Annotated in this window: 15 protein-coding genes; 7 read left to right on the top strand and 8 right to left on the bottom strand. The window is 44.9% G+C overall.

Going from position 1 to position 21102, the window contains the following annotated elements; translation table 11 throughout:
- Positions 1-444: 444 nt before the first annotated feature.
- Entirely contained in the window at positions 445-4026 is a 3582-nt protein-coding gene (locus H6F74_RS14725; RefSeq protein WP_190442371.1) for an NB-ARC domain-containing protein, read from the top strand.
- A 77-nt stretch (positions 4027-4103) separates the two neighbouring features.
- Here the strand turns inward: H6F74_RS14725 and H6F74_RS14720 are convergent, their stop codons facing one another.
- On the bottom strand, positions 4104-5390 hold the full coding sequence (locus tag H6F74_RS14720) for a hypothetical protein (protein WP_190442368.1): 1287 nt from the start codon (positions 5388-5390) through the stop codon (positions 4104-4106).
- A 137-nt stretch (positions 5391-5527) separates the two neighbouring features.
- Between H6F74_RS14720 and H6F74_RS14715 the strand changes: the two genes are divergently transcribed.
- Positions 5528-8101, top strand: a complete 2574-nt coding sequence (locus H6F74_RS14715; RefSeq protein WP_190442366.1) for a dynamin family protein — start codon at positions 5528-5530, stop codon at positions 8099-8101.
- Between the two features lie 32 nt (positions 8102-8133).
- Here H6F74_RS14715 and H6F74_RS14710 read toward each other — a convergent pair whose 3' ends face one another.
- Entirely contained in the window at positions 8134-8472 is a 339-nt protein-coding gene (locus tag H6F74_RS14710; protein WP_190442365.1) for a hypothetical protein, read from the bottom strand.
- 76 nt (positions 8473-8548) lie between these two features.
- Between H6F74_RS14710 and H6F74_RS14705 the strand changes: the two genes are divergently transcribed.
- Positions 8549-9148: a Uma2 family endonuclease gene (locus tag H6F74_RS14705; protein WP_190442363.1), complete on the top strand. Its 600-nt coding sequence runs from the start codon at positions 8549-8551 to the stop codon at positions 9146-9148.
- Complete coding sequence (locus H6F74_RS14700; RefSeq protein WP_190442361.1) at positions 9145-9303, top strand: hypothetical protein; 159 nt, start codon at positions 9145-9147, stop codon at positions 9301-9303. The genes H6F74_RS14705 and H6F74_RS14700 overlap by 4 nt, the downstream gene beginning before the upstream one ends.
- 55 nt (positions 9304-9358) lie before the next feature.
- Here H6F74_RS14700 and H6F74_RS14695 read toward each other — a convergent pair whose 3' ends face one another.
- The 4 genes from H6F74_RS14695 to bioB form a co-directional block, all read right to left on the bottom strand.
- Positions 9359-11611 carry a transglycosylase domain-containing protein gene (locus H6F74_RS14695; protein WP_190442359.1) on the bottom strand — a complete coding sequence of 751 codons (2253 nt, stop codon included), beginning with the start codon at positions 11609-11611 and terminating at the stop codon, positions 9359-9361.
- Positions 11612-11854: 243 nt separating this feature from the next.
- A complete protein-coding gene (gene lspA, locus H6F74_RS14690; RefSeq protein WP_190442463.1) occupies positions 11855-12328 on the bottom strand; it encodes a signal peptidase II in 474 nt (157 codons plus the stop codon).
- Positions 12329-12415: 87 nt separating this feature from the next.
- Positions 12416-13000: a biotin transporter BioY gene (locus H6F74_RS14685; RefSeq protein WP_190442351.1), complete on the bottom strand. Its 585-nt coding sequence runs from the start codon at positions 12998-13000 to the stop codon at positions 12416-12418.
- 129 nt (positions 13001-13129) lie between these two features.
- Positions 13130-14215 carry a biotin synthase BioB gene (gene bioB, locus H6F74_RS14680; protein WP_190442349.1) on the bottom strand — a complete coding sequence of 362 codons (1086 nt, stop codon included), beginning with the start codon at positions 14213-14215 and terminating at the stop codon, positions 13130-13132.
- Positions 14216-14440: 225 nt separating this feature from the next.
- Here bioB and pstC point away from each other — a divergent pair, with 225 nt between their 5' ends.
- The 3 genes from pstC to pstB all read left to right on the top strand — a co-directional run bounded on the left by pstC (position 14441) and on the right by pstB (position 17340).
- The gene (pstC, locus tag H6F74_RS14675) at positions 14441-15391 is read left to right on the top strand and encodes a phosphate ABC transporter permease subunit PstC (RefSeq protein WP_190442348.1); all 951 of its coding nucleotides are present in this window, start codon (positions 14441-14443) and stop codon (positions 15389-15391) included.
- Positions 15392-15460: 69 nt separating this feature from the next.
- Positions 15461-16360, top strand: a complete 900-nt coding sequence (gene pstA, locus H6F74_RS14670) for a phosphate ABC transporter permease PstA (protein ID WP_190442346.1) — start codon at positions 15461-15463, stop codon at positions 16358-16360.
- 173 nt (positions 16361-16533) lie between these two features.
- Entirely contained in the window at positions 16534-17340 is an 807-nt protein-coding gene (gene pstB, locus H6F74_RS14665; protein ID WP_190419539.1) for a phosphate ABC transporter ATP-binding protein PstB, read from the top strand.
- A 73-nt stretch (positions 17341-17413) separates the two neighbouring features.
- Here pstB and H6F74_RS14660 read toward each other — a convergent pair whose 3' ends face one another.
- Positions 17414-18943 carry an FG-GAP-like repeat-containing protein gene (locus H6F74_RS14660; protein ID WP_190442345.1) on the bottom strand — a complete coding sequence of 510 codons (1530 nt, stop codon included), beginning with the start codon at positions 18941-18943 and terminating at the stop codon, positions 17414-17416.
- A 495-nt stretch (positions 18944-19438) separates the two neighbouring features.
- A complete protein-coding gene (locus H6F74_RS14655) occupies positions 19439-20752 on the bottom strand; it encodes a Gfo/Idh/MocA family oxidoreductase (protein ID WP_190442343.1) in 1314 nt (437 codons plus the stop codon).
- Positions 20753-21102: the final 350 nt, after the last annotated feature.

Below are 21102 nucleotides of genomic sequence, written 5' to 3'. Positions count from 1 at the left end.
CTAAAGGCTTATGTCCAGCGAATTACGTAGTTTTACTGTCATTTGCTACTCCACCCGGACAAAATCAATCGGAGAAAATTTAAGAAAGATTAAGTGGCTTAGCTCCTAAAGTTTCGTTCTGTATCATCTTGTTTGACTAAGGTTTTTGTTTGTGCATAAGCCCAAGTTAAGCTTTCTGTACTAGGCTTGACAGTCGGAAAATGTCATAAAATTTGTCAGCTCAATGTCAGATAAATGTCATAAAGAGGACAGGATAAATACTGACAATTCGCTGACAAAAAGCCACAATAGACTTTTCAGAGAAAATTTCAAGCTTTTGCACGTAATCATTGAGCGGGTGTTTGAAGTCAGATACTTAGCTATCTCAATCGGGCAATGCAACTACTACCCGCTGTTTGTCGGATTAAAATCGCTCAAATTTACTTCTGAGGCAAGTTTTAATAAATGACTGTTGAAGAAGCGCTAGAAGTTGTAGAGAGCGTTCTAGCTCAAGGACGCTTAAACAAAGTTCAAGAAATTGTGTTTCGGCAATCTTGGGAAGGACAACCTTATGATGAGATTGCAAAAAGCTTTACTTATGACCCTGGTTATGTAAGAGATGCTGGTTCTAAATTGTGGAAGTTACTCTCAGAGGCATTTGGAGAGAGAGTGACAAAAAATAATTTTCAGTTAGTCTTGAAGCGGTATTCGCGCTGCGTCTTATCAAAGTTGCAGCAGATGCCAGAAGTGGTGTCTAATCCGATTGTTCCTTCAGTAGCGATCGCTCACAAACGTCAAGATTGGGGAGAGGCGGTTGACGTATCGCTTTTCTATGGACGCACAGAAGAACTCGCCACACTAGAACAGTGGATCGTGAGCGATCGCTGTCGCCTGGTGGCGTTGCTGGGTATGGGGGGAATTGGCAAAACCTCTCTATCTGTGAAGCTGGCAGAACAAATTCAGAATGAGTTTGATTATCTGATTTGGCGAAGTCTCCGCAATGCGCCACCCGTTCAAGACATTCTGGCAGACTTCATCAAATTCCTATCCAACCAACAAGAAACCGATCTACCAGAAACAGTAGATGGTAAAGTATCACGGCTGATTGAGTATTTACGCTCATCGCGCTGTCTGCTGGTACTGGATAATGTTGAGTCGATTTTGCGTGAGGGCGATCGCGCCGGACATTACCGAGAGGGATACGAAGGTTATGGGCAACTGCTAAGGTGTCTGGCAGAAACACCTCATCAAAGCTGCTTAGCGCTAACCAGTCGGGAAAAACCCAAAGGAATAGCATCCAAAGAAGGCAAAACATTGCCAGTTAGAGCTTTGCAATTACCTGGTTTACAAGAGGTAGATGGACAAAAAATATTTCAGACAAAAGGTTTATCTGGGTCAGAAGAACAATGTAAATTACTAATCGAACACTATCGAGGCAATCCATTAGCATTAAAAATAGTTGCTACAAGTATTCAAGAATTATTTGAAGGAAATATTACTCAGTTTTTAGAACAAGGCACGGTTGTTTTTGGTGATATTTGGGATTTACTTGATCAACAATTTGAACGCTTGTCTGCTTTAGAAAAGCAGATCATGTACTGGCTAGCAATCAATCGCGAGTGGGTTTCACTGCCAGAACTGCGAGAAGACATTGTACCACCTGTATCGCAGCGGCAACTATTAGCAGCACTAGAGTCCTTAAATGAGCGATCGCTCATTGAGAAAATCAGAGCAAGTTTTACGCAACAGCCTGCGGTCATGGAATATACGATCAACCGTTTAATTGAGCAGGTCTGCGAAGAAATTACAAACCAAAAAATAAAGTTATTCAACAGCTATGCTCTCATTAAGGCTCAGACCAAAGACTACATTAGAGAAGCTCAGTTACGCTTTATAGTTCAACCACTGCTAGATAGGTTGACGGCTATCTTTCGGTACGAAAACAAGATTAGAGATTGTTTATCTAAAATTTTATTCACACTGCGAGATAATTTGCCTATAGAACCAGGCTATGTAGGGGGAAATCTTCTCAATCTGCTTTGTCAACTACAGACAGATTTAAGTGGTTATGATTTTTCCAATCTAACTGTTTGGCAAGCTTATCTCAGAAATGTAAATTTACGTCATGTTAATTTCCAGAATGCCGATCTAGCTAAATCGGTTTTTACTGAAACCTTCGGCAGTATTTTGTCAGTAGCATTTAGCCCCGACGGAAAACTTTTAGCTACAGCAGGTGATGGAGGCGAGATTCGCTTGTGGCAAGTTGCCGAGATGACACCAATAATGACCTTTAAAAGACACATCCGTTGGGTACTGTCAATCGCTTTCAGTCCCGATGGTACGACGCTTGCTAGTAGTAGTGACGACCGAAGCGTAAAGCTATGGGATGTCCGTGATGGTAACTGCCTGAAAACTTTTCAGGGGTCTACCAGTTGGGTATACTCAATCGCTTATAGCCCGGATGGTCGAATCTTAGCGGGTGTCAGCGATGACCGGACGGTGAAGTTATGGGATGTCCAGACAGGTCAAGTTTTGAGGACTTTGCAAGGACACACTGGTCAAGTAATGTCAGTTGCTTTCAGTCCGGATGGTAAGACGCTTGCCAGTGGCAGTAACGACTGCACGATAAAGTTATGGGATGTCAGTACGGGTCATCTCAAGACCTTGCAGGGACATAGTGATTTGATAGAATCAATTGCTTTCAGTCCGGATGGTCACAGCATAGCCAGTGGTAGTTATGACTGCACGGTAAAGTTGTGGGATATTAGTACGGGTCAGCTTCTTTTAACTTTGCAAGGACATACTTATTTTGTAGTGTCCATTGCTTTTAGTCCGGATGGTTACAGCATAGCCAGTAGCAGTTACGATCAAACAGTGAAGTTGTGGGATGTCAGTACGGGTCGCTGCGTCAGAACTTTGCAAGGTCACGCGAGTCAGGTTTGGTCAGTTGCTTTTAGTCCTGAAGGTAAGACTCTAGCTAGTGGGAGTGGTGACCGTACTGTAAAACTATGGGATGCTGCTACTGGGCAATGCTTGAGAACCTTACGGGGATACACAAATCGAGTGCGATCGCTGACATTTGATTCTCAAGGTAAGACCCTGGCTAGTGGAAGTGGTGACTGTAGTGTGAGATTGTGGGATGTCGCAACAGGTCGCTGCATAAAAACATTGCATGGTAACACTTGTTTTGTAATGTCAGTTGCTTATAGCCCAGATGATCGAACTTTAGCTGTTGGCAGCGAAACAATCAGGTTATGGGATGTCAGTACGGGGCAGTGCCTGAAAACATTTCAGGGGCATACTAACTGGGTTTGGTCAGTCGCTTTCGATTCTCAAGGTAATACTTTAGCTAGTGGTAGTGGTGATCGCACTGTCAGGTTATGGGATGTCAGTACCGGGAAGTGTCTGAAAATATTTCAGGGGCATACCAACTGGGTTTGGTCGGTCGCCTTGAGTCCGATCGCCCCTTCCCAAAGCGGGTTAGGAGGGATCTTGGCGAGTGGTAGTGGTGACTATACCGTGAGGTTATGGGATATCCATACAGGACAATGCTGGAAAACTTTGCAGGGGCATAGTAATGGAGTTTGGTCAGTTGCCTTTACCCCGGATGGTCAAATTCTAGCTAGTGGCAGTGATGACTATACCGTGAAATTGTGGGATGTAAGTACAGGTGAGTGCCTGAAAACTTTACAGGGACATACCAATGGGGTTTGGTCAGTTGCCTTTAGCCCGGATGGTCAAATTCTAGCAAGCGCCAGTGATGACTACACAGTCAGATTGTGGGATGTCAGTACAGGTGAATGCCTGAAAATATGCCAAGGACATAGCGATCGCGTTTGGTCTGTTATTTTCAGTCCTCAAGGCAATAACTTGGCAAGTGGTGGTCACGATGAAACGATCAAGCTTTGGGATGTCGAGACTGGAGAGTGTATAAAAACGTTTAGAAGTGAAAGACCTTATGAGGGTTTGAACATTAGTGGTGTCACTGGTTTAACTGAAGCTCAAAAAGACACGTTAAAAGGGTTAGGGGCAGTCAATTTGGAATAATCTTCGACTTCAAATCGCATAATTACGCGATCGCCTCCTCCCGTAATTATGCGATCGCATCTTCCTATATTTAACTTTTACGCCGTTACTGCCTCGTCTTCAGCTTCATCTCTGACTTTGAAATACCAGTAAAGGTTAGCAACAGCTAAATTTGAGGCTTTCTGTAAATTTGAGCTGACTAAAGTTTTATAACCTGCGATCGCAGCTTGCTGACTAATATAAGATTCTGGCTCTCGACGTAGTTCAGGCTGCATCATAAATTGAAGCTGATTGCGTAGAGATTGAGGATGAGACTTTTGCTTTAAATTTTCATAGAGTAATTCTTCTGGAGGTACTGCCAAAGCAGTTGTATCTGTACTAACTATGACTTGTGAATTGCTAAAATCAGCACTTTGGAGTAATTTTAGTTCTGAAGGTGGGAGGCTTTGCATCCAATCAACTTGATTTTGCCAAGATTCTAGTACAGCCAGATCGTGATCGTGAAGGCGGGTGATTTCAGGAAAGAGAAAATCAAGCTCATCCTCTGTTTCACAGTTATTAATAACATTCAGAGAATCTTGACGGATTTTGTCTTGGAGGTGAGATAGGCGATCTCTTACAGCAGAAGGCTCATTCTGCACTTGATAAGTTGTAATAATTGCCTGTTCAATTGCCCAAGCACATTCCATCCTGCGGAGCTGTCCAGCGGAACACGTTGCTTCCAACAGCTCACGGTTGTCATAATCAGCTAAAGCCTGAAATAACATTCCCCTAGCACCATCAATTTCAGCATTTCTGCGGTTCGCGTCTTGTATTTGCATTGCAGAGCGAAGACGCTGAATCGCCTGAGTAAATAGGCCGTAAGCTCGAATTAAAATTGTGCGATGGTTCCTGAATTCAACATCCTGAGCAACCTGCTCAATCAATTCTTTAATTTCTGCACCTTGGTCTTTTAAAGCTTGTTTTAAGTCAATAAAACCTTCTTTGACTTCCAGCCTTAGCTGCCCTACTTCTTTTCTCAGTTTCATTGTCTGGTGCAGGTTCACTGCTGCCAATGCCCCCACAGCTACAGTTCCAACCCCAATAAAGGCTGTAGTTGCTTGCAGCACTCCTAAGCTTGTCTGGATACTTTGCAGTCCAGCTTGGACAGCTTGAAATCCCATGTGTGTTTGATACATCTGCGCCCCACTTGTAACCAACTGTAAAGGGCTTACAAGCGTCGATAGAGGACTATTTTGGGCTACAGCACCGATGGCATGAGCGACAAATTGCCCAGTAGCTGCATCTCTAGCCATGCTTATTGGGACTCCTGCTGATGTAAAGACTGGCACATATTTACCAGCCTCAATAGCAGCCTGAATTGCAGGAGCAAATTGAAAATACATATTTCTACGTTGTTATTAGTTAATGTTTTCGAGCCTAGCTTGTCTTACTCAGCGAAGATAACCGTATTTCCACGGAGTTAGTTTCTGCTGAATCTGGGAATACTAGAGTACAAATACGCTATAGGCTCACAGACTTTATGGATATTTCACTGGTTAGCTCTGAGGCGGTTGATCTGTTGTCGCGGATTACTGGGCAAAAGCTGCGTAAACAGGATCTGACTCCTCCGGTGATATTTTTGGCAGCCTTGATAACCGTTCTGTTGGGAGTGATGCTTTTAGATGGCGCAGTCACAGATGAGGAAAAGCGGCGCTGGCAGCAAACCATCAATCGTTTTATTCCCTCCGAGGATGCGCGTCAGTTATCACAACTGATGAGTAAGGGAGTCCGACAGAATCAAGTTTATAAAAAACTGAATGAGTTGCTAATCCTAACGGCTCCGTTTTCAGAATCAGAAAGACTGTTGTTGATTGGCTTTGGCTATGAAATGTCAGCAGCAGATGGGGATATGGACGCCCGTGAGAAGAAGTATTTAGAAGTAATTGCCAATCGGTTAGAAATTAACCCACAACACTTGGCGGTTTTAGAAGCTGGATTCAGTCATCAAGGCACTGTGGAACCAGCAGCTTTGGAGGAGGTGCAGTCTTTACTCGATCCCGCTCGCTTCCATGCGCTTGATGCAGTATTTATCAAGGCTGCTAGTGATCTGTTAGCGGTTCTACCTGCTAAACCTAAACAGCAAGCCAAGCAACAACAGCGCCTAAACTTGTCCTATGAGGAGCTACAGCGGTTTCAAGGGTATCGGAAACAGTTAGAAACTGCTTCTAAGCAACTTGCCGAGATTATCCAAGAAGGCACGAATCAGGGTGTACTGCCTAACAATCTAGTAGAACAAGTAGAGCAAGCGTCTCAGAAATTGAGTTCTCAGCGCTTCCGAGTGGCAGTTGTAGGAGAGTTTAGCCAAGGAAAATCAACATTGTTGAATGCTCTACTAGGTGAAGAAATTCAACCAGTGAGAGAGATTCCCTGTAGCGGCACGGTGACAGTTCTCAGATATGGAGAGCAAAAACGAGTAATTTGTCGTTACAAAGATAAACGAGAGGAAGAAATTCCATTTGAACAGTACAAAATAAAGGCAGCAATTTCAGAAGAAGCCGCATTGGATTGTGTCAGTGATGAATTAGCTCGTTCTGATATTGAAGAGATTATTTTTGAACATCCCGATTTAGAGTTATGCCGAAGTGGTGTCGAAATAGTGGATTCTCCAGGATTAAATGAACATCCTGACCGAACTGCGATTACTCAACAACTACTCAAAGATACAGATGCCGCGATTTTCCTAATCAATGCCTCACGTCCTCTAACTCAAGGAGAACGCGACTTGATCCAAGATTTGAAGACTCAACTGAACGGTGGGAAGGCAGATGAGGCTGCCAACAATCTGTTTGTAGTTGTGAATTTTATGGATCTGTTGCGTAGTGAAAATGGTCGGCAGCAAGTTCGACAGCGGATTGAAAGGTTTGTTCAGGGTCAAAATCCTATCGTAGCAGGTGAAAACCGCGTTCATTTCATTTCGGCTCAAGCGACGCTAGATGCAATTTTTGCGGGAACTGAGGATGATTATCTGAAAGCGTTTCAGAATTTTACCGGGTCTATCGAGAAGTTTTTAACAACTGAGCGTGGATTGATAAAACTTCAGCAATCGACAACCGGGCTTAATCGGATTATTCACTCTTGCTGCGATGAGATAAATCAATTTGAGGAAATTTTAAATGGGAAATTAAAAATTTTTGAAGAAGATAAGCAAAAACTTTTAGAACAAATGGGTGAATCTAGCGGTCGTGATGTCAAAATTCAGCTTTTAGCAGCTCAATTGGTAGAGGAAGCAACTGATGAAGCTATTGATTCTTATAATGAATGGTGTGAAGAATTAGGTGATATCATGGCTGAGAACAGTGAAGGCTGGACTTCTAACCATAATCAGAAAAAGAAACTGTTTCAGGACTATGCCAAGCAGTTCTCCGCAGATATATCCAAGGAATTTAAAACTTGGGTAGATGAGAGTATAAAAGCTTCTATTTTACCATCGCACATAGAAGTATTGAACACGGAAATACGTAAACAGATAGAAGCAATTCACGAAAGTATCCAAAGCTTTGATTTAAAAATTGGCTCTAACCTAAGTGACCAGTTTGACCTCTCGCTTTCCGCTGCTGGAGTCAAGATGAACCTTGCTTCATCAAGTAACTTGGATGATGATACAAAGGGAATTGGTTTATTTGGCAGTTTAGGTACAGGTGGGGCAGTAGCTGGGGCGTTACTGGCATTTACAGGTCTTGGTCTTGTTCCAATAGCCATAGCTGGAGGGGCGGCAGCTGTTGCCGGGTGGTTATTCGGTGAAGATGAAGAAGAACTTGAACAGCAAATAAAGCAAGAAGTTTATGAACAAGGTTTTGACAAATTCAATGAATCGGTGCAGGAAGTTTTTGGCAAGGTTAGCGAATACATTGCCTCAGTTTTATACGAACGTTCAGAAGCAGCAACAGAAGTAATTGAGCAAGCAATCTCCTTATCTGAAAATTTGTTAGGGCAGCAGGAGAAAGCTCATACAGAAACACTGGAACAACCTCAAGCTGAAAAAGCTTTTCTCTCTAAGAAGCGTCAGGAACTTGAGCAGGTACAAAAGAATATTGAAGCAATCCTTCCTTGCTAACAAGTTAACAAAGTGGAGAGAAAAGCAACACCCTATTTAACATCTGTTGTTAAATATGTTGTAGCGAGAAATAAGGTTAACAGGAAAGGGAGTAAGTGGAGCGATCGCATTCTCCTCAATCTCAGAGTGCGATCGCTCGTTTTTTCAGATATGCGATCGCAGATCATCTTGGGAGGATGGGCGGTTAAGTTATTACCAAATGGCAAAATTGCTAGAGAATAGTAAAACTCCATCATCAGATTTAATAAACGCACTGCAATCTTTATCTCGGCGCTGCTTGATAGAACAACAAGGAAGTTTTTACACTCTTCCACCTGTACTGAAGCAATATGCGATCGCAAAGAATTATCCCAAGAATACTGAACCGTCAAATTAACTTTGCTCGGTAGTCCCTGTCTATCTTTATACTAGAGAAAGGCTACTCATTTTTAGTGGAGCATTACTCCCATGACATTACAAGTTTCAGAAGCAATAACAACTGTTAAAGAACAGCGATTTACTTTACCAGGTTATTATAGTTGGGAGCAATTTGAGGCGATAGAATCATTAATCGCAGATGCGCCTGGTTTGCGAATTACTTATTTAGATGGCTGTGTGGAGTTTATGACAACTGGTGAACCGCATGAGATTTTCAAAAAAATGCTAGCTATTCTGCTAGAAGCTTACTTCTTTGAACAGGGTATTAAATTTGTTCCAGTTGGCAATGCAACTCGCCGGGACAAGAGCAAAAATGTCTCATTTGAGCCGGATGAATCTTACTATTTAGGGGAGAAAAAAGAACATCCAGATTTGGCAATTGAAGTCACTATTACCAGCGGCGGCATAGATAAACTAGAAAAGTATAAGCGGTTGAAAATTGCTGAAGTCTGGTTTTGGGAAAATAATCAGCTTGTGCTTTATCGACTGCGCGAACATAATTATGAGCAAACTTCCAGAAGTGAATTTTTGCCAGATTTAGATATTGCTTTGCTAGTGCGCTGCGTGCAAATCCCTGATATTTTGGCAGCGAGGACTGAGTTTATTAACGGTATGCGACAAATCGGTTGAAAGATATTTTACAGCAACAGTGCGATCGCTTATCCGCACTGAAAAAACAAGTCCTCTCCTTGTTGACTAAAGAAAGCGATGCACTCAACCTAGAAGAGTTGCTAGAAAATAGTAGAATCCCAGCCTCAGATTTAATAAACGCGCTGCAATTTTGATCTAAAATCTAGACCTTAACCTTCCAACAGTATCTTGCCAATCGCCACAGGTTAGTTAACGCACAACTTGCCGCATATAATTTGCCCAAGCTTGGGCAGCTTGTCCGCTACTTCCCCGCGTTGGCGAGTTGTCGTCATTTCCCAGCCAGACACCCGTGACTAAATCGCGACTGGGAACGTAGCCGATAAACAACAAATCAACGCCGCTGTTAGTTGTCCCCGTCTTCCCCGCTTCATTTCCCAGTCCGATAGACGCAGCGCGTCCCGTACCGCTTCGTACCACGCTCCGCAGCATAACATTCATAGTATCTGCAATTCCCTGTGGTAGCACTCGCTTAGTTGCCCCGGTTTCCTCCTCGAAAGAGTAAATTACTCGGCAGGTTTGCGGATTTTTGAAATCGGTACAATCACTGCTGTCGAGAATCCGCTTAATCGCGTGGGCGCGGTTCCAGACACCGTTATTTTCTATAGCGGCGAAAGCCCCGGTCATTTCTAAGAGTGTGGTTTCGCTTTGTCCGAGAACCAAGCCAGGGACGGGATTCAGGGGTGTGGTGATGCCGAGACGTTGCGCCATCTCTACAACTCTATTTAAACCGACATCCTGGGCAACTCGCAGAGCGACCACATTCTCCGATTGGGCCATTCCCGTATACATATCCGTCCCGCTACCCCCAACTCTTTCGCACGCCCGAAAGCGTTGATTCTGCCAGACTAGCGGGGCGCAGGAATAAAATTTTCCCGGCGAGTTACCTTGTTCCAGTGCTGAGGCGTAGGCAAAAACTTTGAAAGTCGAACCAGGTTGGCGCTTTGCCTGAGTAGCGCGATTGAATTGACTTTTTTCGTAATCTGTGCCACCGACCAAAGCGCGAATTGCTCCGGTGCTGGAGTCAAGGGTAACAATTGCTCCTTGAGAGAAGCCGTAGCTGGAACCGCTGGTGTTAACTGAATTGCGGAGGGAGGTTTCTGCCTTCTGCTGAGTTTCCAGATCCAGATTAGTTTCGACAATAAAGTTGCCTTCCTTGGCCAACTGTTCGCCCAACAAAGTGCGGAGTTCAGTAAAAACGTAGCTGTAGAAATAAGGTGCCTTAATGTTTGCCAAAGCTTCTCTAGCTTCCGGACTAACTTCAATACGCGATCGCCTTGCCCGTTGTCCTTCCTCTGCACTAATTCGACCTTGGGAAACCATGCGGGTAATAATGCGATCGCGCAGTCCCACCGCCGTCTTATAATCCCGAATCGGATTGTAACTATTTGGTGCTGGCAAAATCGCCACTAGCGTCGCCGCTTCGGAAATATCTAAATCTCTAGCAGATTTGTCAAAGTAGAACTGCGCCGCATCTTCAAAACCTGAAGCACCTATGCCCAGATAGATGCGGTTCATGTAATTGCGTAAGATTTCGTCCTTACTGTAGAAAGTTTCTAACTTTAGGGCAACTATCGCTTCCCGGATTTTCCGCCCCGCGCTGTCTTCCGTTCCCACATAGTCGCGATACAAACTCCGCGCCAACTGCTGCGTCAGCGTACTTCCGCCTTGTCGAATTCCGCCTCCCTTAACATTCGTCACCACAGCCCGCAATGTCCCAATCGGATCGACCCCAAAGTGCCAATGATAGCGGCTGTCTTCCGATGCCAGCACCGCAGCGGGCAAATATTTGGAAAAGTCAGATAATCGTCGCAGTTCCCTGTGAGCCTCAGTCCGGGGACGCTGTAACGGTGTCCCCTCATCAGAATTAACTATTACTGGCCCCTGAACGGCTACTGGCAAAGGTCGAACTGGGATATTTCGCCACTCATAGAGTATCAACAAGGCGATTAAACTGACCAGCGCCCCTGCACCGTAAAGGCCGTAGCGAAATGCCAGAACGTACAAAGGCGGGGGATTGTGATACTGAAGCCTGACTGCATCAGCCAATTCTGGGGGGCCAAGGGTGAGGATATCGCCGTGACGGAGTTCTAGAGATTGGAGTCGCCGCCTACCCCGATAGATGCCATTGGTGGAGTTTTCATCTTTGATGATGAAGGATTTCTGGTGCTTGGGATCTCTGGAGACAGACAAATGAACTTGACTGACGACTGGGTTGCGGATGACAATATCGCAAGATTTAGAACTGCGTCCTAGAAGATAGCGATCGCCCAACATTGGATAAATTTCGGCCTTCGCAGCACCTGCATCCTGTACCCAAAGTTCCGGCACTTTGGCATTCGGCTTCAGCGCCAGGGCATTAAAATTAACTTTGGCTTGAATTGTCTGTATAGCCTGGGTAACTTGTCCCAGAATGGTTTTAGGCGGCTGTTGGGGTGAGGTCATGTCAGTCAAGCAATTGTCAGCGAGAGGCTTTTATTGAACATTCTACTCGCAAGCTCAAGGTAGCGTTTTGAAAAGACCAAAGGCTCTCATGCAAAAGAAATAAATACCTCGTCGTCCACAAACTGGAAGCCTTGATGCTCCACAAACTCAGCCTAAAAACTCTTGATTTTGGGTTAGCCAAGGTAGGCGGACTTTATTTTTGTAGCCGCCACTTCTAGTCATCGAGACAAGGTGCAAATGAGTTTACCGACTTCTGCCCGATGAATCTGATTCCGGACGGAAACTGGCAATTAACAAACATACAATGCCTATATTAATAAATACATCTGCCAGATTAAATACTGGGAAGTGAATCAACCGGAAATCCAGAAAATCTACCACACTACCAGATACAAATCGGTCAATGCCATTACCCAACGCTCCTCCCAAGATAAAACCATAGCCGAATTGCTCTAAGGTGTCGCGATTTGGGCCAAACAAAGCGAACGCCATCAAGCCTAAACTCACCGCCAAAGATAGCCAGCGCAACCAAACTCCCCCCTGAAACAAGCTAAAAGCTGCCCCAGTGTTCGTAACATACGTGAAGTGGAACACATTAGGCAACAAAGCCCAGGTTTCCCTATACTCAAAATTTTGCACTACCCAATACTTAGTCAACCGATCCAGAATCAGACTGACGAGTCCAGCAAGCCAAAATAGGTAATTTTTAAAAGGCATGGCAATTCTAGTGTTAATGGCTAACGTCAGACTGGCTAATTGTTTAACCATTAGCAACTGACAACTGACAACAAATTAACAGCTTTTTTAATAAAGCATCAGCTGACGTAAGAAAAAAGCCAAGACTGTAACTGCACAGACAATCACCATTTGTGCTGGTACGGGATAGACAGAGTACATCAAAGCTTCTTTCCATAAGGGGAGCGATCCTGCCCCCAAGCTCAACGAGTGGGTGAGAATAAGGTAGGTCAAACCTGTGATATGGATAACCAGTAAGCCGCAGATACAGCTAAATGCCAAAGACTCCAATCGTTGCGGTGCTTTAAAAGCTAACAAGCCACAAACCCAAGCACCAGGAATAAAGCCTAGTAAGTAGCCAAAGGTAGGCTGTGTCAGGTAGTCGATACCGCCGCCTTGGGAAAAGATGGGAAACCAGGGGGTTAAGCCCAAGGCTAGGTAGGCAATTTGGGAAATAGCACCAGCATTCTTACCTCCCATACAGCCTACCAACAGAACTGCACCAATCTGATAGGTTATGCCCAGCGACTGAGCTTGAACTCCTTGCTGAGTCCAATTCCAGGGAACGTTGGTGATATACGCTTCCAGAAAGGTGCCACCAATTGTTAGAAGTAAGCCAATTAAGGCCCAAAGTAGTTCAGTGGGTGCAAACACGCAACGATTTTGGATTTTGAAGCGATTTTTGGGGAGATTGATTCTTCCCAAAATATCGCGTGATTTTGAAGTGAGAAATTGAGGACTTAGTTAGAAGATACTTTCTCTTGTTCTTCTGCACTCAGATACTCAGCACTGAGTGCTATATTCGCCGGGGATGGGCGCTTCGCCGCCAGCTAGTCCCAAAGATTCGAGCATAGCATGGTCTTGCTCTGGCGGTTGTCCGAGGGTGGTGAGGTAGTGTCCAATCAGCATGGCGTTCATTCCAGCTTGGAAGCCCAAGGCTTGGAGTTCTCCCATTACTGCTTCGCGCCCTCCAGCGTAGCGCAGAATTTGCTGGGGCAAGATGAGGCGGAAGATAGCGATCGCTTTCAATGCTTCATAAACATCTAGTTTCGGGCGATCGTCTAAAGGTGTTCCTGGTCTTGGAGTGAGCAAGTTCAATGGCACTGATTCTACTTCCAATTCCCGCAACGCCAAAGCCAAATCTACTCTGTCTTCCCAAGATTCGCCTAATCCCATTATCCCGCCTGTGCAGGCTTGAATCCCGGCGGCTTTGATATTTTTAATAGTTTCAACGCGATCGCGCCATGTGTGCGTCGTCACTATCTCTGGGAAAAACTTTTCCGATGCTTCTAAGTTATGGTTGTATCGCGTTACACCTGCCTCTTTTAACTCTTGAGCTTGTTCTGGTGTCACTTCGCCCAAAGCACAGCACGGTTTTATATTGGTTTCGGCGATAATTCGGCGTACCGTTTCCAAAATTTCTTCAAATTCTGCCGATTTCGGACTGTTGTATTTTATACCTCGCCCTTGGGAAACTAAGCAAAATCGCTTTGCTCCTGCTGCTTCGGCTGACTTAGCTTGAGCCAGAATCTCCTCAGTAGATTTCAGACCATAAATAGGTGAATCTTTACCTGGGTGATGAGCAGACTGGGCGCAGAAACCGCAATTTTCCGAACAACTGCCAGATTTTATATTGACAATACTGCACAAATCTACTGTGTTGCCGCAACAAGCTTGACGTACTTTATCTGCGGCTTCGCAGAGTAGCAAAATATTTTCTTGACCTTCAATTTGGGTGAGTGCGATCGCTTCCTCTTTCCCAATTCTCTTTCCTGCAATAATCGCAACACTCAGGTTGTGCAGCCATTGCCGCAGTGACTCCTGTTCCTGGCTCTGAATATCCGCGTTCGACACTGGTGCTTGAACCACGTTCTGCCCCTTTTGATCGCATCTACTGAAACTTTGGCATTTTATCACTCTAGTTGCAGAAAACAAGCAAGCTATCTTAACCTAATCTTTACAATTAAGCGATAGGCTACAAGGAAAATGCCCGTGCCAAAGCAGAAGTTGAACTAAATTGTTCAGCAAGATGGCTGAATAAAATCCGGCCGTTAAATATTACATTTACTACAGTTACCAGAGGAAAACAATATCGTGGCTTCTGTGACAGACCATCCGCAGGTAATCGTTAAACCGCGCTCTAACGCAGAGCGAAAACTGGATCTGGGGTTTATTTGGCTGACTCGAATTTTTGCGATCGCAGTTGCTGGCACCTTGATTTGGATAACAATCCAAGTTGCAATTCAGGCACTCCCTGCAATAAGACAATACGGGCTAGGCTTTATATTCTCCACCACTTGGGACCCCGTTCGCAATGAGTACGGAGCGCTTCCGCAACTTGTCGGGACAGTATTTAGCTCTCTGATTGCGCTGCTCATTGCTGTACCGGTGGGTCTTGGCGTGGCGATCTTTTTGAGCGAAGATTATTTACCGCCACGGATTCAGATGATATTAGTTTTCTTGGTAGAACTGCTAGCGGCGATTCCCAGTGTAGTGTACGGTTTATGGGGAATTTTCGTTTTGATTCCGCTGTTGAAACCACTGGGAGAGGCGCTCAATGCTAACTTGGGCTGGCTGCCAATTTTTAGTACGCCGCTGCGCGGGCCAGGACTGCTACCAGCATCAATCGTCTTATCAATCATGGTTTTACCAACGATAGCAGCTCTTTCCCGCGATGCCTTGATATCTTTACACAGCGATTTGCGTCAGGCGGCAGTGGGACTAGGAGCGACGCGCTGGGAAACAATTCTCAAGGTGTTACTACCATCAGCCGTTTCTGGAATTGTGGGTGCAGTCATGCTGGCACTGGGTAGAGCTTTGGGAGAAACTATGGCTGTCACCATGTTGATTGGAAATTCTAATAATATCAGTCCTTCAGTTTTGGCTCCCTCTAATACAATTGCTTCCCTATTAGCTAACCAATTTGCTGAGGCAAGCGGTCTGCAAGTTTCAGCTCTAATGTATGCAGCTTTACTGCTGTTTATACTGACCCTTTTAGTGAATGTTTTGGCTCAGTTACTGGTGAGTCGGGTGCAGCGAATTTAATGATTTCATGATTGTGTCAATACCCTGATAAAGTTCCCAATCCCCAGTCCCCAATCCCCAGCCCCCATTATGTCTAAATTAGAGGATAAACCTGTTTCCGGATTTCCTAGCAGAACCTTAAAGCGATCGCCTACCTCACCCCGGACGCTGTTCGGAATCGTGATGACGGGGTTAACGTTCCTTTGTGCAGTGCTTGCCATTGTGCCTTTAGTGGCTGTCCTTGGCTATGTAATCGTTCAAGGTATTAGCCAACTTAATACCAATGCGTTTACAGAACTACCACCGCCTCCATTAGTAGAGGGCGGCGGCTTTGGTAATGCCATCCTGGGAACCTTAATTATGGTGGGAATTGGTGCATTAATCAGCATTCCCTTTGGCGTGATGGCGGCAATTTATTTGTCAGAATTTAGCGGTGGCAAAATTGCCTATTGGATTCGTTTTGCTACCAACGTCCTTAGCGGTGTTCCCTCGATTATTGTGGGCGTTTTTGCTTATGTTACTGTCGTCTTGACTACTGGAACATATTCTGCATGGGCGGGAGGATTTGCTTTATCAATTTTGATGTTGCCGATTGTAGTGCGGGCAACAGAAGAAGCGCTGAGACTGGTGCCGCAAGAAGTTAGACAAGCGGCGGTAGGATTGGGAGCAAGTAATTTTCAAGCGGTTTCGCGGGTGGTGTTGCCAGCTGCTTTACCTGCAATTGTCACCGGAACAACTCTAGCGATCGCGCGTGCTGCTGGGGAAACTGCACCACTGTTATTTACCGCTTTATTTACCCAGTTTTGGCCTAACTGGAATAATCGCTTACTTGAGCCCACAGCCTCGCTGGCAGTTTTAGTTTACAACTTCGCTACGACTCCCTTTAAAAATCAGCAAGAATTCGCATGGGCGGCTTCTTTCATCCTGGTGATGATGGTTCTGCTTACCAGCATTATCTCCCGTCTGGCAACGGCTCGCCGCGTCTATTGATCGACGAGTATTGAGAAATGTGTCGCTATGATACTGTTAAATTTAGCAAAAAAGATAACAATGGATACAATGCCAGGTTTAACAGTATGCTGGGCGATATTGAGTGAAATTTTTTTATTGCCATAAACCATAAGTTTTTGCGCTTCTGTTAAACCCAAAACCTAAGAGTTTTTATGTTGTCCAATCCCCAAACAAAAAATCAAACAGATACGGTTTTAAAGACGGAAAAACTGAATGTATACTACGGGAATTTTTTAGCGCTGAAGGAAATCAGTCTAGATATTCCCAAAAACCGAGTTACAGCATTTATTGGGCCTTCAGGTTGTGGCAAAAGTACGTTGCTCCGGTGCTACAATCGCCTCAACGATTTAATTAAAATTTTTCGAGCCGAAGGCAAAGTTTATTACAACAATCAAGACCTCTACGCTCCGGATATTGACCCAGTAGAGGTACGGCGGCGGATTGGCATGGTGTTCCAAAGACCAAACCCCTTCCCCAAGTCGATTTATGACAATATCGCTTTTGGGGCGCGGCTGAACGGCTATCGGGGTGATATGGATGAGTTGGTAGAAAGAAGTCTCAGACAAGCCGCACTCTGGGATGAAGTCAAAGACAAACTTAAGCAAAGTGGTCTTTCTATATCAGGCGGACAACAGCAAAGGTTGTGTATTGCTAGAGCGATCGCAGTCCAGCCAGATGTCATTCTTATGGATGAACCCGCCTCTGCACTTGACCCCATCTCAACGCTGCGAGTTGAAGAACTGATCCAGCAACTCAAGGAGGATTACACCATCGTCATCGTTACCCACAATATGCAGCAAGCCTCGCGTATAGCCGATATGACGGCATTTTTCAATGTGGAAGCGACGGAAAAGGGCGGCAGAATGGGTTACTTGGTGGAGTACGACCGCACCGAAGTTATCTTCCAAAGTCCGCAGGAGAAATCCACCCAAGAATACGTCAGCGGACGTTTTGGTTGATTTTCTCATTCACAAGTTATACCTGGGAACGCCTCTTCAACATCGTTCCCAGGTGTAGCCTGGACAAGAAAACTTAAGGATTGTAATAGTTCCAAGTCATCTTGCTAAGACGGTAGTGGTCTTGCGTCCAGAGTCGCGGACGGTTGGGGTTGGGGTTCGGCTCCTGGTTTTGGTAGATACGAAGTTGATTACCGTTCAGGACAATTAATTCTTCACGCCAATCCCCTGACACGTCGGCTACATAAAGCCGATCGGACATCTCATCGAAGCGATGGAGAAATTGCCCGTTGAACGGGTCAAAAATCGCGACATCCCCAGCCTGGTGACGCTCCTTGGCGGCAGCTAGCTGGCGAGAATCACCTGTCCAGTCAATAGTGAAAATAACCTCCACGCCTTTATCTGACCAGCCTTTAGGAGCGACATCTTCGATTTGATAATCAGCAATCAGTTTACCTTGCGCGTCAAACACAAAAGGTTTCTGGTTAGTGTTGTAACGGCTGCGACACCAAATTTCTAAACCTGGTCGCTGAAGGTCAAAGTCACCAACAGCTGCATTTTGAGGTTCCTGGTGTTTAAAATGGGTTTCCCAAATTAAGCGCTCTTTGTTATAGAGGAAAATGCGATTACCGCCGCCAGCGATGTTGTTGTACATCTCGGCAAAGCGCTTGCGGATACCTCTACCGCCCTCTTTTAAGCGATCGCTTCCTCCCTCTTCCAACGCTACCACCTCTAACCCTGGAATGTCTGGGCGCACATCAGCGACAAAAATCGCATCAATGTGAGGATGTTGTTTGGTGGTATTTTCCATCGGAACTTGAAAGAGAATTTTTCCATCACTTCCTACGATCGTTCCGCCTAAAACTTCGTGCTTACCGTCTCCATCTAAGTCTGCAACCCTTGCACCAGCGTGTACACCACCTAAAAACTTATCTTGCGTCCATAGAGGTTTAGGGTTTTCTTGTTTGAGTAAGTCATCTATGGCATAAGCTGCTAAATAACGCCCCTTGCGATAACCTTTAGCATTGGTAGCTTGAAGGAGTAAATCGCGTTCGCCTTTACCACGAAAATTCGCAACGACTAAATGCTCCCAACTGCTTGCACCCTTTGGCGGTTCTAGTTTGATACTCCGCTTGGTCTTCCCGTCTGCACCTTGAACAATATGAAGATTTTTGTCCTTGGTTAAGAATAAAACTTCCGTCAAGCGATCGCCATCTACATCAGCTGCTTGTACCCCCGATCCATGCCAACCTGGTAGTCCTTGCTTTTCTGCTTGTCCGCTGACTTGGATATCAATTTGCTTAGTCCAGAGCTTTTCTCCAGAATTACTATAAACCGCGATGTGACCTGGCTTAGTAATAATAAAATCTTTCTTTCCGTCATTATTAACATCCGCCGCTATCAAACCACCAATGCGCTTATCTTCTGCGGGCAAATCTAATTGAATAGTCTGAGGTTTAATTTGGGAATTCGATAAAATAACTTCCTTCCGGAAGAACTTCTTCGCATATTCCTGAACGGGAAAAGCTAAAAGAACAGATAATGATATTAAGCCTGATATGTAAAAAACGCGATTTCTACTGAGATTGTACAAGCGCTTTTGCATTTTACTCTCTCGACATTTTTTGAGAGGGGATTTTCGTTCCTTACCCCAAGGTTTTGTTGCCTCAAATGCCACGCACCAAGGGCACTTTTAACACAGCAGACGGGGTGGCTTTCATTCCTTACATTCACTTTCGGGTTTTTAGCTCTAACTGGTGCTGATTGAAACTAACAAACTACCCCAGAGCTATTTCATTCTCCTGAACCCCGCCTAGAGACTTAAGTCCACGGGCTTTTAGCCCAAGTCGTCTAAAGACGAATGGTACTGACTTAAGAGCCTTGAGATTAATCTCAGGCTTAAAGCTAAAATCTGTTAAAACAGATTCAAAGCTTGAACACATAGGCATTTTAGTCAGTTTCAACTGACTAAAGTTCTTAGCCCGAACTTTAGTTCAGGGCTTAAGTCAGTGCCATTCGTCTTTAGACGACTTTAGCTATGAGACAGGGGTTTCAACCCCTGGCAGATTACAGCTTTCAGAGGATGAAACAGCCCGGCAAACTACCCAACTGTAGCCGGAACTTTTGCTGGGGCAAAGTAAGCATTTTGCTCAGCCCGCAACTTGTCACAAAGTCTGCCTTCAGGCAATTCCACATCATCGTAGGTGAGGACTTGATCCTTGGGAATATCACGCTTCAGGCGACACCCTTCAGCTAAACCAATTGGTAACAAGTTTTCCCCCTGGGTGACATCAGAATTTTCGCATTGTCCATAGGTCATAAAGTAGCCAATGCCATCAATAGTTTCCCCAGCTTTGAGGTCGATTTTCGCAGTAGCTACCACATCGACTAAAGGGCCACCTAAGGGAACCAATATCTCATCATTGAACAGGACAACCCGCGCCACCGATAAAGGTACTTCAAAGTGACACAAATGGTAGGGAGTGTAGAAGCTGTAAAGGGGGCCTTCACCTAATTTATACAAATTCAGGTAGTGGCGTTGCTTGGGGTCGTCGTGAGTTCCAAACACAAATACACCCGGCCCTGGTTTGGCGCCGACGACGTAATCAACAATACCGCCCAATTCTTTAAGCTGGTCAATGTCGTATTTAGTGGTCAGTTCATCAATATGACCCCTGTAGTCGTATCCCAACATACCGCGCTTAATGACTTTCATGCCTGTACCATTGGCAACGATCGCTTGCTCGAAGGATATTTTGGTACCATCGGCAAAGCTTGTCACCATGTGGGGTTTTTGTCCCCACTGCTTGGCGAAAGATTCTTGGGTAATTGGGTTACGGTAGGGATCTTGTAAGCCTTTGATATTGCCGCACAGCAGGGGGGTCAAGCCAATACTTTTAACGAAGCGATACAGGTTCATTTGCACGCCTGGTTGGTCGCCATCGCTAGCGGTGATGATTACACCAGCCTTGTCTGCATAAACTTTTAAAATGGGGCCGATTGTGCCGTCGAGTTCGGCATCCATGAGGATGATATGCTTGCGGTTAGCGATCGCTTCCATTGCCACATGAGCGCCAAATTCGATCGCGCCTGTCACTTCCACTAGCGCGTCAATGCCTTCGGCTTTGCACAGCAACATGGCATCATCGGTGATTGCATATTTGCCGCGAGCGATCGCATCCTCCAATTCAGATACACTCTTGACAACTTGCAAATCTTCAATTCCCGCCTCATTATATGCCCGTTTAGCGTTATCCAAGCTACGGTTAGAGATTGCTACTAACTCCATCCCCGGCACAGAATTAATAATTTGATTAGCAATTCCTCGACCCATAAAGCCAGCACCAATCATGCCCACTTTTATCGGATTTCCAGCTTCGGCGCGTGCTTGCAATGCCTTATCGACAATAATCATTTCCAACTCCTACTTTTATTTCTTCTCGTTTGTTTCAAGCTGCATCTTTGTCTATAATTTTATTTACACTTAGCAGCCATTCAATATTCAGCCTTTGGTAATTTTAACTCATAAACTCCAATTGAATAATATTTATCAAGTTAATTAGAAGTTAACTATTTTTCTTACTTAATTCTGATAGAAATCTCATACAACATTAATCGATAAGCATAATCTCCACACAATTTTTGTTGATAAATAGTCTCAGCCTTTCCAAATGTCGTAGCCTTTTTTAGGAACAAAGACATGATTGAAAAAGCTGATAACATCCATGCAATAGCCGAGTTATAAAAAAGTTCTCGCTATCTGCA

The sequence above is a fragment of the Trichocoleus sp. FACHB-90 genome (assembly GCF_014695505.1).
In the GTDB taxonomy this organism is placed as follows: domain Bacteria; phylum Cyanobacteriota; class Cyanobacteriia; order Cyanobacteriales; family FACHB-T130; genus Funiculus; species Funiculus sociatus.
This window is presented reverse-complemented; position numbering and strand designations above follow the sequence as displayed.

What these genes read in the sequence shown, in the direction of transcription:
- H6F74_RS14725 (WP_190442371.1), top strand. Translation starts at nt 445, where the DNA reads ATGACTGTTGAAGAAGCGCTAGAAGTTGTAGAGAGCGTTCTAGCTCAA.
- H6F74_RS14720 (WP_190442368.1), bottom strand. Translation starts at nt 5,390, where the DNA reads ATGTATTTTCAATTTGCTCCTGCAATTCAGGCTGCTATTGAGGCTGGT.
- H6F74_RS14715 (WP_190442366.1), top strand. Translation starts at nt 5,528, where the DNA reads ATGGATATTTCACTGGTTAGCTCTGAGGCGGTTGATCTGTTGTCGCGG.
- H6F74_RS14705 (WP_190442363.1), top strand. Translation starts at nt 8,549, where the DNA reads ATGACATTACAAGTTTCAGAAGCAATAACAACTGTTAAAGAACAGCGA.
- H6F74_RS14695 (WP_190442359.1), bottom strand. Translation starts at nt 11,611, where the DNA reads ATGACCTCACCCCAACAGCCGCCTAAAACCATTCTGGGACAAGTTACC.
- lspA (WP_190442463.1), bottom strand. Translation starts at nt 12,328, where the DNA reads ATGCCTTTTAAAAATTACCTATTTTGGCTTGCTGGACTCGTCAGTCTG.
- pstA (WP_190442346.1), top strand. Translation starts at nt 15,461, where the DNA reads ATGTCTAAATTAGAGGATAAACCTGTTTCCGGATTTCCTAGCAGAACC.
- pstB (WP_190419539.1), top strand. Translation starts at nt 16,534, where the DNA reads ATGTTGTCCAATCCCCAAACAAAAAATCAAACAGATACGGTTTTAAAG.
- H6F74_RS14660 (WP_190442345.1), bottom strand. Translation starts at nt 18,943, where the DNA reads ATGCAAAAGCGCTTGTACAATCTCAGTAGAAATCGCGTTTTTTACATA.
- H6F74_RS14655 (WP_190442343.1), bottom strand. Translation starts at nt 20,752, where the DNA reads ATGATTATTGTCGATAAGGCATTGCAAGCACGCGCCGAAGCTGGAAAT.